Source organism: Streptomyces erythrochromogenes, from assembly GCF_036170895.1.
Lineage (GTDB): Bacteria > Actinomycetota > Actinomycetes > Streptomycetales > Streptomycetaceae > Streptomyces > Streptomyces erythrochromogenes.
On record NZ_CP108036.1, the window covers coordinates 6,387,575 to 6,400,969 of the forward strand.

Sequence of the window (13,395 nt, forward strand, 5' to 3'; positions counted from 1 at the left end):
GTCCGACAGGGGTCTGTCACCACTCGGCGGACGATATGCGCCGTTGATCGCCTATGAGGACCGGTGTCAGGCCCCGCCACGGGCGAACCTGCGGGTGGCCAGGGGTGCGAACACGGCGAGGAGCAGCACCGACCACAGCAGCGCGGCGGCCACCGGGTGCGCGGCGGGCCAGGCGGCGTCCGCCCCGGCCTGCGCCCCGGCGTTTCCGCACAGCTCGCGCACGGCGGTGGCGACGGCGCTGATCGGGTTCCACTCGGCGACCGTGCGCAGCCACCCCGGCAGGCCGGCGGTCGGCAGGTACGCGCCGGAGAGCATCGGCAGCACGAAGGTGGCGCTGCCCAGCTGGCCCGCCGCCTCCTCGCTGCGGCTCAGCAGGCCCAGGTACGTGCCCACTCAGGCGGTGGCGAAGCGGAAGAGCAGCAGCACGCCCAGGGCCCCCAGCGCGCCGGGCAGGCCGTTCTCCGTCCGCCAGCCCATCGCCAGCCCCACCAGCATCAGCGGCACCATCGATGCGGCCGTGGTGAGCAGGTCGGCCGCGGCCTGCCCGCGCGGCACGGCGCTGCGGCTCATCGGCAGGGTCCGGAAGCGGTCCGTCACCCCGCGGTGGGCGTCCTGCGCGGCCGTGAACATGCCGGTCATCAGGCCGTTCGCGGCCGTGGCGGCGAGCAGCCCCGGCACCAGGAACTCCCGGTACTCGGCGCCCGGCATGGCGAGCGCGCTGCCGAAGACGTAGCCGAAGAAGAGCAGCATCGTGATCGGCATGGTCTGGGTGAGGACCAGCAGCGCCGGTGCGTGCCGGGCCTTCTGGAGCTGGCGGGTCAGGACGGCTCCGCCGTCGGACAGCAGCGTGCTCATGCGGCGGCCTCCTGCTCCTGGCCGGCGGTGTCCGCCGTGGTGCGTACGCGGGTGAGGCGGAGGAACACCTCGTCGAGGGTGGGCGGGCGCAGGCGCGCGTCGGTCACCGGGACGCCCGCGGTGTCGAGCTCGCGGATGATGCGCGGCAGGGTGATCCCGGCGTCGAGGACGGTCGCGCCGACGGTCAGCCGTTCCTCGTCGAGCACGGGCCGGCCGCCGGTGAGCCGGTCGAGTACGGCGGCTGCGCCCGCGAGTTCCTCCCGCGCGGTGACGGCCACCTCGGCCCGGGACCCGATCCGGGCCTTGAGCCGGGCCGGGGTGCCGCAGGCGAGGACCCGGCCCTCGGAGACGACCACGACGTCGTCGGCCAACCGGTCCGCCTCCTCCAGGTACTGGGTGGTGAGCAGCACCGTGGTGCCCTCTTCCGAGAGCGCGCGCACCGCCGTCCGGATCTGCTCGCGGGCGGCCGGGTCCAGGCCGGTGGTCGGCTCGTCGAGGAAGAGCCCCCGGGGGCGGGTGACGAGTCCGGCGGCCAGGTCCAGGCGCCGCCGCATACCGCCGGACCAGGTGGAGGCCACCCGGTCGGCGACCCCGCCCAGCCCGCAGCGCTGCAGCAGCTCGTCGGCGCGGGAGCGGCCGGCGGAGTCCCGCAGTCCGGCGAGGCGCGCGAAGAGCCGGAGGTTCTCGCGGCCCGTCAGATCCCCGTCCACACAGGCGTACTGGCCGGTCACGCCGATGGCGCGGCGGACGGCAGCCGGGTCGCGGGTGACGTCGTGGCCGGCGACGAGGGCGCGGCCGCCGGTGGGCGGCGGTGCGGGCCGAGCGGCAGGTGCGGGCGGGGCGGGCGGTGTGGGCGGTGCGGGCGGTGTGGGCGGCGCGGGTGGTCACAGCAGGGCGAACTGGCCCCCCGGGCCCTCCTCCTGGTGGTCCAGCACCGAGGCCGGGCGTCGGCTCCAGGCCGGCGGCGGCAGCACCCCCGCCGCGCGCAGCTCCGCGGCCGGAAGGCCCGGACCCGGCTCGAACGCGGCCCGCTCCGGAGCCAGTTCGGCCAGCAGAGCCAGCGTCGTCACCAGCGCGAGCAGTTCCGAGGTCCAGCTCTGCGGCCACTCGGCGGGCCCCAGCGCCGCCAGACCGTCGGCCTCCGGTCCGCGGTGCGCCGTGCGGGCGGCGAACCAGCTCTCCAGTACGCGCGCGCCCTGCACCTCGTACTCCCACGCCCCGGCCGGCACGGGGGAGACCGTCCCGCTCCCCAGTCCGAGCGTCTCCGTCTCCCCGTCGTACGAGAGCTCGCGCGGCCATACCCCGACCGCGGAGCGGACGTACGGGCGGCGCCCGCCGGGCAGCCGGGGCGCCTCCCCGCCGCGCGCCCCGCGCAGCTGGACGGTGAGCAGCCGGTGCCCCAGTTCCAGTCCGGCCCGCCAGCGCCCGGGGTCGGCCGCGAGCGGGACCTCGTACCCGCGCGGGCCGGGGCGGCCGGCCGCCAGGATCCAGCACAGGACGTCCTCGGGGGTCACCCAGCCGCCGTGGCGCTCGCCCAGCAGCGGCAGCAGGCCGGGGGCGAGGTTCGGCTCGGCGCCGCCCGGGCGCCGGTGCAGCGGGCGGATCCGGCCGAGCCGGCCGGCCGGGAGGTGCGCGGTGACCAGCGGCTCCGGGGTCTCGACGAGGAACAGCTGGTGCTCGTCGAGGACCCGCCAGAGCTCCGGCCGGGCGGTGTCGATGAGCCGCTGGTCGGGCAGGAGCCACTGCTCGTCGAACGGCTCGCGCAGGATCCGTACGGGGTCGGGGCAGGGCCCGGGGGCGTCGGCGAACCGGGCCGTGGCCGCCGAGCGCTGACCGGGCAGCGCGGCCGCCGAGGCGGTGGGCGTACGGCTGCGGCTCGGGCGGAACAGCCGGTCCCGCTCGGCGCCTGCGGAGCCCGCCAGGACGGCCCAGCGGGTGCGCAGGGCCGCCGGATCGGGTGCGGCCACCCAGTCCCGGCCCAGGCGCAGGCCGCCCACGGTCCAGGGCATCAGATCGTCCAGCAGCGGGTCCGGCTGCGGTGTGTCAGCGCTCACGCCGCCGATGGTAGCGACGGGCTCCGATGGCCGGGCTGCTTCCAGGCCGAGGAGCTACGCTCCTTATGTATGGATACGTACGGTATCGACCGAGGAGACGGTCATGAGCCAGTACGACGAATACTCGACTCCGTCCCAGGCCGAGGGTGAACGCCTCGACGAGGACATGGACGAGGCGCAGCGCAAGGAGCGACACCCCCAGACGATGCGCACCACGCCGTCCCAGGCGGAGGGCGAGCGCACCGCCGACGACGAGAAGAAGTGACGACGAGCGGCGGCGGTGCGGGGAAGTGACGCCCCCGGTCAGTGCGCGTCGACCGTCACCGTGAAGGAGAACCGGTCGCCCCGGTAGCGGATCCGCGCCACGTCCACCACCCGCCCGTCCTCGGCGTAGGTCACGCCCGTGTAGTGCAGGATCGGGCTGAGCAGCGGGACCTGGAGCAGTTCGGCCGTCTCCGGGTCCGCGAGCCGGGCCTCCACGGTGTCCGTGATCCGGCTGATGCGCACCCCCACGACGTCCCGCAGCACCTTCGTCATCGGCCAGCGCTCCAGATCGGTCACGTCGACGGCCTCCGCGAACTCCGGCAGGACCGCGTTCTCCGCCCAGTTGGTCGGCTCGCCGCTCTCGCGGTCGCGCCGCAGCCGCCGGTACGTGACCACCTCGGAGGTGTCCGGGAAGTGGTCCAGCAGCTCCCCGGCCACGGGAGTGCGCCCGTGGCCGAGGACGGTGGTGCGCTCGCCCGACTGCTGGGCCACGATCGCGTCGACCGAGCCCAGCAGCCGGACCGGGGTGCTGCGCAGCGCGCCCGGCTCGATGAAGGTGCCGCGCCGCCGGTGCCGGCTGATCAGGCCCTCGCCCTCGAGTTCCTTGAGCGCCTGCCGCATGGTCAGCACGCTCACCCCGTAGTGCTCGGCCAGCTGCTCCTCGGTGGGCAGGCGCAGCGAGGCGTCCGGGGTGCGCCCCAGTATCGAGGCGCGCAGTGACTGCGAGACCTGATACCAGAGCGGGAGCTTCCGGTTCAGGACCAGCGAGTCGGGGGCGAAGGCGGTCACGGGTGGATCTCCGAACGGCTGGACGGGGCTGACGTGCGGCGGCGCATGCGCAGGGTATGCAGTGCAGGTCAGGCGCGGAAGTGGCGCTGCAGACCCTGCCACACGTCGTCGTACCCGCGCTGGAGGTGGTCCGCGGCGGCCGCCTGGGCGGTGGCGGTGATCGGCCAGCGGGTCTCGAACATGAAAGCCAGGCCGTCGTCGATCTTCTGCGGCTTCAGCTCGGCGGCGCTGGCCTTGTCGAAGGTCTCGTGGTCGGGGCCGTGCGCGGACATCATGTTGTGGAGCGAGCCGCCGCCGGGGACGAAGCCCTCCGCCTTGGCGTCGTAGGCGCCCTCGATCAGGCCCATGTACTCGCTCATCACGTTGCGGTGGAAGTACGGCGGGCGGAAGGTGTCCTCGCCGACCAGCCAGCGCGGCGCGAAGACGACGAAGTCCACGCCCGCCAGGCCCGGGGTGTCCGAGGGCGAGGTCAGGACGGTGAAGATCGACGGGTCCGGGTGGTCGTAGCTGATCGTGCCCAGGACGTTGAAGCGGCGCAGGTCGTAGACGTAGGGGACGTGCGTGCCGTACCAGGCGACCACGTCGAGCGGGGAGTGGCCGTAGGTGGCCGACCAGAGGTTCCCGCAGAACTTGTTGATCACCTCGGTGGGGCGCTCGACGTCCTCGTACGCGGCCACCGGGGCCCGGAAGTCGCGGGCGGCGGCGAGGCCGTTGGCGCCGATGGGGCCGAGGTCCGGCAGGACGAAGGGCTGGCCGTAGTTCTCGCAGACGTAGCCGCGGGCGTCGGTGTCCAGCAGCTCGACGCGGAAGCGGACGCCGCGCGGGATGATCGCCACGTCGCCCGGGCGGGCGGCGAGCAGGCCCAGCTCGGTGCGCAGGAGCAGGCCGCCGCGCTCGGGGACGATCAGCAGCTCGCCGTCGGAGTCGCTGAACACCCGGTCCGTCATGGACGCGTTGGCGGCGTAGAGGTGGACGGCCATGCCGGTGCGCTGGGTCGCGTCGCCGTTGCCGCCGAGGGTCCACAGGCCGGCCAGGAAGTCGGTGCCGGGGGCCGGGTCGGGCAGCGGATTCCAGCGCAGCCGGTTCGGGTCCGCGGACGCCTCGGTGAAGGGGGCGGTGCGCAGGGCGCCGTTGTCGATCCGGGTGAAGGGCGGGTGCGCGGCCGAGGGGCGGATCCGGTAGAGCCAGGAGCGGCGGTTGTGGCTGCGGGGTTCGGTGAAGGCGCTGCCGCTGAGCTGCTCGGCGTAGAGGCCGAGGGGGGCGCGCTGGGGCGAGTTCCGGCCGAGCGGCAGTGCGCCGGGGACGGCCTCGGAGCTGTGTTCGTTGCCGAAGCCGGTGAGGTACTCCAATGCCTCGGCCGTCTTCCGGGCCTGCTCGCTGCCGGCCTGCTCGCTCATGTGCTGCTCCCGCTCCGTCGAAGGAATCCTATGGTCGACAGTAGGATTCCGCGGCCCGTGCGTCAACGGCGCCCTGGCGGTGTCCGTGGTGGGTCCGGGGGCGGGGCGGGAGGAAACGGCAGGATCCGGGAGGAAGGCCCGTAGGGCGGCCGGGCGGGGATGCGGATTCGCTCCCGGGGGGATCACAAAAGATGAACATTGCTCTACTCTCACGCGCATGTCGTGGACCCGCAGGTTCCCTGCCGTGCCGGGGGCGCTCCTCGCCGCCCTCCTCGCCCTCCTGTCCCTCTTCGCCGCCGCGCCCGCAGCCCGCGCGCACGAAGAGCGCCCGGTCACCTTCCCGGACGGCTCCGGATCCGTGCCGGAGTACCGCAAGGCCGACCCCGACCTCATCGTCTGCAAGACGGACCGGCCGGCCTTCGAACGCCGGATATCCGCCTTCCCCGAGGAGCTCAAGGCCCGCAACCTCGCCCTGTACGAGCGGTGCGAGAAGAGCGGCTACCGCCACCTCCAGGAAGCCGTCGACGCCGTGGACCGGCCCGGGATGAACATCGCGGTCCTCCCCGGCCTCTACGAGGAAGAGCCCTCACTGCCCAAGCCGACGGGGGAGTGCGCCGCGCTCAAGGCGCCCGACTCCGCGCTCGGCTACCAGATCCTGTCGTACGAGCAGCAGGTGCGGTGCCGGCACAACCAGAACCTCGTCGCCGTCCTCGGCAAGAAGAACCTGCAGATCGAGGGCACCGGCGCGTCCCGCCTGGACGTGGTCTTCGACGCCAAGTACCAGAAGCTGAACGCCATCCGCGCCGACAAGTCCGACGGCGTCTACTTCCGCAACTTCACCGCCCAGCGCACCACCTTCAACTCGCTGTACGTCCTCGCCGCCGACGGCTTCGTCATCGACGACGTGCTCACCCGCTGGAACGACGAGTACGGCTTCCTGACCTTCGCCAGCGACCACGGGCTCTACAAGAACTGCGAGTCCTACGGGAACGGCGACTCGGGCATCTACCCCGGCAGCGCCTCCAACATCAACGACGGCCGCGGCTACGAGGTCCCCCGCTACTCCATCGAGATCACCGGCTGCCGCAGCCACCACAACATGGTCGGCTACTCCGGTACCGCGGGCGACTCGGTGTGGGTGCACGACAACGAGTTCGACCAGAACATGGGCGGTGCCTCGATGGACAGCGCCTTCCCCGGCCACCCCGGACTCCCGCAGAACCACGCCAAGTTCGAGCGGAACCTGATCCACGACAACAACCAGGACTACTACCGCCACGTCGCCGACGGAACCTGCGCCAAACCGCCGATCGAGCGCGGCTACGAGCGCGGCGTCGTCTGCCCCCAGATCTCCATGCCGCCGGGCACCGGCATCATCACCGCGGGCGGCAACTGGAACCTCTACGAGGGCAACTGGGTGTACGGGCACGAGCGCGCGGGCTTCTTCCTCAGCGCGGTCCCCGCCTTCATCCGCGGCGAGGAGGCCTGGTCGAAGCAGACGGACACCTCCCACCACAACCGCTACGCGGGCAACGTCCTCGGCAAGGACCGGTCCGGCGCATCCCGCCCCAACGGCATGGACGTCTGGTGGGACGGCCAGGGCAGCGGGAACTGCTGGCAGGACGGCCCCGACGGGTCCACCCCCGGCACGGTCCCGCGGTGCGGCGAGCGGCGGGGCGACGTCACGGGGGCGTCGGCCCGCCTGGTCGGCGAGCCGGTCAAGCTGGTCCAGCTCCTCGTCTGCGCGGACTACAACGTCCAGGCACGCAAACTCCCGGCCGGCTGCGACTGGTACGGCGCGCGCGGACTGGAGCGGGTGGAGACCCAGCTCGCGCTGGCCGTGGCCGCCGTGCTGCTGCTGGTCGGCGGAGTCCTGTGGTGGCGCCGCCTGCGCGGCTCCCGCCTGGGCACGGCCGCCACGCTGCTGGGCCTGGCCGGTCTGGCCCTCGACGTGGCCGGCTCCACCACGGCGCTGACCGCGACCTTCGTTCCCGCCCTCGCCCTCCTGCTGCTCGGCCTGTGGTGGACGGGAGCCGGCCTGGTGCTGCGTCCCACCCGCCCCTGGCTGGCCCGCCTGACCCTGCTGCTGGCCGGGCTCACCCTGCTGGACGCCTTCGACAAGGCGGTCCTGATGGTCCCGTGGACCCCGCTGAGCCCCGCCTGGGTGCGGGCCCTGGTAGCGGTGGTCTGGGTCCTGTGGGCGGTCGTCGCCTCGGCCCGGCCGGGCGCCGCCCCGGCCCGCCCCGCCGGCCCGGGCGACGACCCCGAGGGCGACCGTGCCCCGGCCCCGCCCGGCCCCGCCCCGACCCTGCACGAGGCCGGGACGGCAGGGACGGCAGGGACAACCGAAGCCGCCGAGTCGGCTCCGGGAGCCGGGGCGACCGCGGCGGCCGGGACCACCAAGGCAGCCGAGGCACCCGCAGCGGCTCCGGGGGCCCGGGGCGCCGGGCAAGCCCGGGCGCCCCGGGTGGCGGGAGGCCAGTCGTGACCGACCGGCCCGACGACCGGCCGGGCGGCCGGACCCCCTGCGACGACTGCGGTACGCCGCCCCGCGCGGCCGGTGCAACCCGGGCGGCGCGCGGGCACCGGCGAACCGCTCGCACCGCCCGATCGGCCCGCACCGCGGCCCTGATCGCCCTCGCCCTGCTCCTCACGGGCGGCGCGGCGACGGGCTGCGGCGGGCGGGCCACCACCCACCACAAGCCCGGCACCAGCCACGAGCAGGCCTCCGGCAGCGTCGGCACCCTGCTCGCCACCGCCGACGCGGCCGGCCACAAGCTCCGCGAGGTCCCGGCCGAGGGCGCCCCGGAGGTCCGACTGGCCCTCCGCCCGGACTCCGAGGACGGCTGGAACCTCCAGCTGAGCGTGAAGAACTTCCGCTTCACCCCCGACAGCACCGGCGGCGCCGCCCTCCCGGGCGCCGGCCACGCCCACCTGGAACTCGACGGACGCAAGATCGCCAGGCTGTACGGCCCCTGGTTCCACCTGCCCGCGGCGCAGGTCCCCGAAGGCGCGCACACCCTGACCGTCCGCCTCTACGCGGATGACCACACCGCCTGGGCGGTCTCCGGCAAACCCGTCGAGGGCGCGGCGCAGCTCACCGCTCCCGCGCCGGGCACGCCCGGCGGCCACAGCCACGGCGAAGCCCCTTCGCAGTCGCCCCAGCCGCCCCAGTCACCCCAGTCGCCCCAGTCGCCGGCCCCGGGCCAGGGGCAGGCGGACCGCACGGTCACCATCACCGTCCGGGACGGCAAGGTCAGCCCCGCCCCGGCCCGCACCGAACTGCGGCGCGGCGAACGCGTTGCCCTGCGCGTCACCAGCGACCGCGCGGACACCCTGCACGTCCACGGCTACGACAAGGAACTCGCCCTGCCGGCAGGCCAGGAGGCCACCCTGATCCTGACGACCGACCGCACGGGACTCTTCGAGGTAGAGACCCACGGGTCCAGCCTCGTCCTGACCCAACTCCTCGTCCGATGACCGCCCGCCACGCCACACGCGCCGCCGACGCTCCGCCCGCCACCGACGCCCCGGCCCGGCCGCCCGGGCTCGGGCCCGAGCCCGGGACGCAAGGCCGATCCGTCGGCGGCACGCGGTGCTCGGCGGTCCGATGGTGAGCCCGAGCCCCCTCGGCCCCGGTCACGGACACGGTCACGGCCAGGGCGTGGTCCTTCACCCGGCCGAACCGTTCACCGCGCTCGCGCACGGCATCGGATCCCAGCACGATCTGCCGATCTCTCCCTTCTACGCGTTCGCCGGAGCCTTCGCCGCGCTGTTCGTCTCCTTCCTCGCACTCGGCCTGCTCTGGTCCACCTCCCGCTTCCGCGGAGAGCACTCGGGCCTCGCCCTGCCCGCCGCCCTCCAGCGGGCGGCCGACGCGCCGGCCACCCGAACCACCCTGCGCGGACTCGGACTCGCCGCCGCGCTCGTCGTCCTGCTGTACCTCCTCCTCGGTCCCGACGACCCCGCGCACAACCCCGCTCCCGGTGCCGTCTACGTCCTCCTCTGGGTCGGACTCGTGCCCGCCTCCCTCCTCCTCGGCCCCGTCTGGCGCCTGCTCAACCCGCTGCGCACCCTGCACCGCCTGCTCTCCAGGGCCCTGCACCGCCCCGGTACCGGCCACCACCCCCTTCCCGCCCGGCTGGGGCTGTGGCCCGCCGCCGCCGGACTGTTCGGCTTCACCTGGCTGGAACTCGTCTCTCCCGATCCCGCATCCACCACCACCCTCCTCATCGCGCTCGCCGCCTACACCACCGCCCAGCTGCTGCTCGCCGCCCGTTACGGCGAGAGCTGGTTCGCCGACGGGGACGCCTTCGAGGCGTACTCCGCCCTCCTCGCCCGCCTCTCCCCCCTCGGCCGCCGCAGCGACGGCCGCCTCGTACTCCGCAACCCCTTCCACGGACTCGACGCGACGCCCGAGCGGCCCGGACTCGTCGCCACCGTCTGCGTCCTCCTCGGATCCACCGCCTACGACGGCTTCTCCGACAACCCCTCGTGGATCAACACCCTCCAGACCTCCCCCCTCGGCCGCACCCCCACGGCCACCCTCGGACTGCTCGGTTCCATCGCCCTCGTCGCCGCCCTCTACTGCCTGTGCGCCGCGGCCACCCGCCTCGTCAGCGGCCCGCACCCCGGCCCGCTGACCGCCTTCGCGCACTCACTCGTCCCGATCGCCCTCGGTTATCTCATCGCCCACTACTTCTCCCTCCTGGTAGTCGAAGGACCACGCACAGTAATGGTGGCATTCGGCACTGACAACGCCCCCGAACCCGCTCCACCACTGGGCCCCGGCGGCCTCGCCGCCCTCCAGGTCATCGCCGTCGTCACCGGCCACGTCCTCGGAGTCGTCGCCGCCCACGACCGCTCCGTACGCCTCTTCCCGCCCGCGAAAGCGGTGGCCGGGCAACTGCCGCTGCTCACCCTGATGATCATTTACACGATCGGGGGCCTCAGCCTCCTCCTGAACTGAGGCCCCCGCCGGACCCGGAAGCGAGGAGCGGCATGATGGACCCCGTGCCTCCCGCCCACTCCCTGCGCCGTACGCCGATCCAGCAGCGCAGCGCCGACCGGCTCGCCCGGATCCTCGACGCCTGTGCCGAACTGCTGGACGAGACCGGGTACGAGAACCTCAGCACCCGCGCCGTCGCCCTGCGCGCCGGCGTGCCGATCGGATCCGTCTACCGCTTCTTCGGCAACAAACGGGCCATGGCCATCGCCCTCGCCCACCGCAACCTGGACCGCTACGTCGACGGCATCGCGGACCGCCTCGAAGGCCTCCCCGCCACGCACTGGCGACCGGTCGTGGACGCCGTACTGGACGAGTACCTGGCTATGAAGCGCAGCGTGCCCGGCTTCGCGCTGGTCGACTTCGGCGTGCCCGCGCCGCCGGCCGGGGACGCCGAGGGCGACCCCAACCACCAGGTGGCGGCCCGCCTGACGGAGCTGCTCTCCGCGCACCTCGGCCTGACCCCCGACGCCACGCTGGAGCGAGCGGTACTCGTCGCCGTCGAGGCCACCGACGCGCTCATCCAACTGGCCTTCCGGACCGACCCGGCCGGGGACCCCGGCATCGTCGCCGAGACCCGCGCGATGATGCACGCCTACCTGGCCCGCGTACTGGACTGAGCCACCTCCCCGTTCCTCCCGGCCGCTCCCTCTTCCTCCCGGCCCCGCCGCCCGTATCCCGCTCGGCCCGCCCGCGTTTCGTGACGACCGGCGCCGTGTACTCCCTCGCCACCGTGCCTACCGGTCGGTATGCTCGGTGCTCCCCGCGTGCCCGTGCCGCAGCCTGCCGCCCTGGAGGGCCCATGCCCCGCACCGCCCTGCGCATCTGCCCCCTCTGCGAAGCCACCTGCGGCCTCACCCTCACCATCGAAGGCACCGCGGTCACCGGCGCCCGCGGTGACCGCGACGACGTCTTCAGCCGCGGCTTCATCTGCCCAAAGGGCGCCGCCTTCGGGCAGATCGACGCCGACCCCGACCGCCTGCGCACCCCCCTCGTCCGCCGCGACGGACGACTGCAGGAGGCCACCTGGGAGGAGGCCTACGACGCCATCGCCGCCGCCGTGCCCGGCCTCGTCGCGGAGCACGGAGCCCAGTCCGCAGGCGTGGTCCTCGGCAACCCGAACGTGCACACCATGGCGGGCGCCCTCTACCCGCCGCTGCTCCTCAAGACCCTCGGCACCCGCAACCTGTTCACCGCCAGCACGCTCGACCAGATGCCCAAGCACGTCTCCAGCGGATTCCTCTTCGGAGACCCCCTGGCCATCCCGGTCCCCGACCTCGACCGGACGGACTTCCTGCTGCTCCTGGGCGCCAACCCGGTGGAGTCCAACGGCTCCCTCTGCACGGCCCCCGACTTCCCCGGCCGGCTCAAAGCCCTGCGCGCCCGCGGCGGCACCCTCGTCGTCGTCGACCCGCGCCGCACCCGGACCGCCGCACTCGCCGACCGCCACCTCGCACCGCGCCCCGGCAGCGACGCACTCCTGCTCGCCGCCCTCGCGCACACCCTCCTCGCCGAGAAGCTCGCCGCCCCCGGGACGCTGGAGGAACACGCCGAAGGGCTCGGGGAACTCGGCGCCGCCCTCGGGAGTTTCACACCTGAGGCCGTCGCACCCGCCTGCGACCTCACGGCCGACGAGATCCGCAGCCTCGCCCGCGAGCTCGCCGCCGCACCCACCGCCGCCGTCTACGGACGGATCGGCAGCTGCACCGTCGAGCACGGCACGCTCGCCAGCTGGCTCGTCGACGTACTGAACATCCTCACCGGCAACCTCGACCGGCCCGGCGGAGCCCTCTTCCCGCTCTCCGCCACCGACCGCACGCCCCGGCCGGCCGGTCCCGGCAGGGGCTTCACGGTCGGCCGCTGGCACAGCCGGGTCAGCGGCCACGCCGAGGCCAAGAGCGAACTGCCCATCGCAGCCCTGGCCGAGGAGATCGAGACGCCGGGGGAGGGGCGGATCCGCACCCTGATCGCCATCGCCGCCAATCCCGTCCTCTCCGCACCCGACGGCGACCGCCTCGACCGGGCGCTGGCCGGCCTCGACTTCATGGTCTCGGTCGACCCGTACCTGAACGAGACCTCCCGTCATGCCCACGTGGTGCTGCCGCCGCCACCGCCCGCACAGAGCGCGCACTTCGACTTCGCGTTCAACGCCTTCGCCGTACGCAACCAGGCCCGCTACTCGCCACCCGCCATTCCCCTGGAGGAGGGGCGGCTGGACGAGTGCGAGATCCACGCGCGCCTGATCCTCGCCGTGTCAGGGCTGCACGGAGCCCCGCCCGAGGCCGTCGACGAACGCGTCATCGCCGACACCCTCGCCCGGGCCGCCGCCGACGCGCACTCGCCGCTCCACGGCACTGACCCGTCCGAGCAGGCCCGCCGGCTGACGGGGCGCACGGGCCCGGAGAGGCGGCTGGACATGATGCTGCGCCTCGGGCCGTACGAGCTGGTCCTCGACGACCTGCTGGAGGCGCCGCACGGCATCGACCTGGGCCCGCTGCGGCCCCGGCTCCCGGAGGTACTGAAGACGCGCAGCGGCCGGATCGAGCTGCTCCCTGACCCGATCGCGGCCGAGCTCCCCAGGCTGCGCGCGACGCTCGCCGACCGCCCCACCGCCCTGGTGCTCGTGGGCCGCCGCCATCTGCGGTCCAACAACAGCTGGTTGCACAACATCCCGGCCCTCACCGGAGGTTCCAACCGCTGCACCCTCCAGGTCCACCCGCAGGACGCGGCCCGGCTGGGCCTCACCGACGGCGGACGGGCCAGGGTCGCCGCCGACGGCGGGAGCCTGGAGGTCCCCGTCGAGGTCACCGAAGCCGTCCGCACGGGAGTGGTGAGCCTCCCGCACGGCTGGGGCCACGACCGCGCCGGCGCCCGCCTGGGCGTCGCCTCCGCCACGCCCGGCGCCAACGTCAACCAGCTGCTCGACGGCACCCGGATCGACCGGCTCTCCGGCACGGCCGTGCTCAACGCCTTCCCCGTCGAGCTGACACCCCTGCCCTGAGCTGGGGTTTTGCTCGTATTGCTCACGCGC

Annotated in this window: 9 protein-coding genes and 2 pseudogenes; 6 read left to right on the top strand and 5 right to left on the bottom strand. The window is 74.1% G+C overall.

Features of this window, described 5'->3' with window-relative positions; all coding sequences use genetic code 11:
- Positions 1-66 precede the first annotated feature (66 nt).
- From OHA91_RS29210 to OHA91_RS29220, 3 genes and pseudogenes are all read right to left on the bottom strand, one after another.
- A pseudogene (locus OHA91_RS29210) lies at positions 67-855 on the bottom strand (ABC transporter permease).
- Positions 852-1,661, bottom strand: a pseudogene (locus tag OHA91_RS29215) (ATP-binding cassette domain-containing protein); the annotation flags it as partial. The pseudogenes OHA91_RS29215 and OHA91_RS29210, both read right to left, overlap by 4 nt.
- 78 nt (positions 1,662-1,739) lie before the next feature.
- Entirely contained in the window at positions 1,740-2,864 is a 1,125-nt protein-coding gene (locus tag OHA91_RS29220) for a type ISP restriction/modification enzyme (RefSeq protein ID WP_328741185.1), read from the bottom strand.
- A gap of 148 nt (positions 2,865-3,012) precedes the next feature.
- On the opposite strand from OHA91_RS29220, the gene OHA91_RS29225 reads away from it, so the two are divergent.
- A complete protein-coding gene (locus OHA91_RS29225; protein WP_167344737.1) occupies positions 3,013-3,174 on the top strand; it encodes a hypothetical protein in 162 nt (53 codons plus the stop codon).
- Between the two features lie 38 nt (positions 3,175-3,212).
- Here the strand turns inward: OHA91_RS29225 and OHA91_RS29230 are convergent, their stop codons facing one another.
- The gene (locus OHA91_RS29230; protein ID WP_266502839.1) at positions 3,213-3,962 is read right to left on the bottom strand and encodes a GntR family transcriptional regulator; all 750 of its coding nucleotides are present in this window, start codon (positions 3,960-3,962) and stop codon (positions 3,213-3,215) included.
- 68 nt (positions 3,963-4,030) lie between these two features.
- Entirely contained in the window at positions 4,031-5,359 is a 1,329-nt protein-coding gene (gene hmgA / locus OHA91_RS29235) for a homogentisate 1,2-dioxygenase (RefSeq protein WP_266502841.1), read from the bottom strand.
- Between the two features lie 217 nt (positions 5,360-5,576).
- Here hmgA and OHA91_RS29240 point away from each other — a divergent pair, with 217 nt between their 5' ends.
- From OHA91_RS29240 to OHA91_RS29260, 5 genes are all read left to right on the top strand, one after another.
- Entirely contained in the window at positions 5,577-7,847 is a 2,271-nt protein-coding gene (locus OHA91_RS29240) for a right-handed parallel beta-helix repeat-containing protein (protein WP_328740318.1), read from the top strand.
- A gap of 140 nt (positions 7,848-7,987) precedes the next feature.
- A complete protein-coding gene (locus OHA91_RS29245) occupies positions 7,988-8,839 on the top strand; it encodes a cupredoxin domain-containing protein (RefSeq protein ID WP_031153984.1) in 852 nt (283 codons plus the stop codon).
- A gap of 184 nt (positions 8,840-9,023) precedes the next feature.
- Complete coding sequence (locus OHA91_RS29250; protein WP_328740319.1) at positions 9,024-10,328, top strand: hypothetical protein; 1,305 nt, start codon at positions 9,024-9,026, stop codon at positions 10,326-10,328.
- Between the two features lie 35 nt (positions 10,329-10,363).
- A complete protein-coding gene (locus OHA91_RS29255) occupies positions 10,364-10,984 on the top strand; it encodes a TetR/AcrR family transcriptional regulator (protein WP_031153980.1) in 621 nt (206 codons plus the stop codon).
- A 182-nt stretch (positions 10,985-11,166) separates the two neighbouring features.
- Positions 11,167-13,365: a molybdopterin-dependent oxidoreductase gene (locus OHA91_RS29260; RefSeq protein WP_328740320.1), complete on the top strand. Its 2,199-nt coding sequence runs from the start codon at positions 11,167-11,169 to the stop codon at positions 13,363-13,365.
- Positions 13,366-13,395 lie beyond the last annotated feature (30 nt).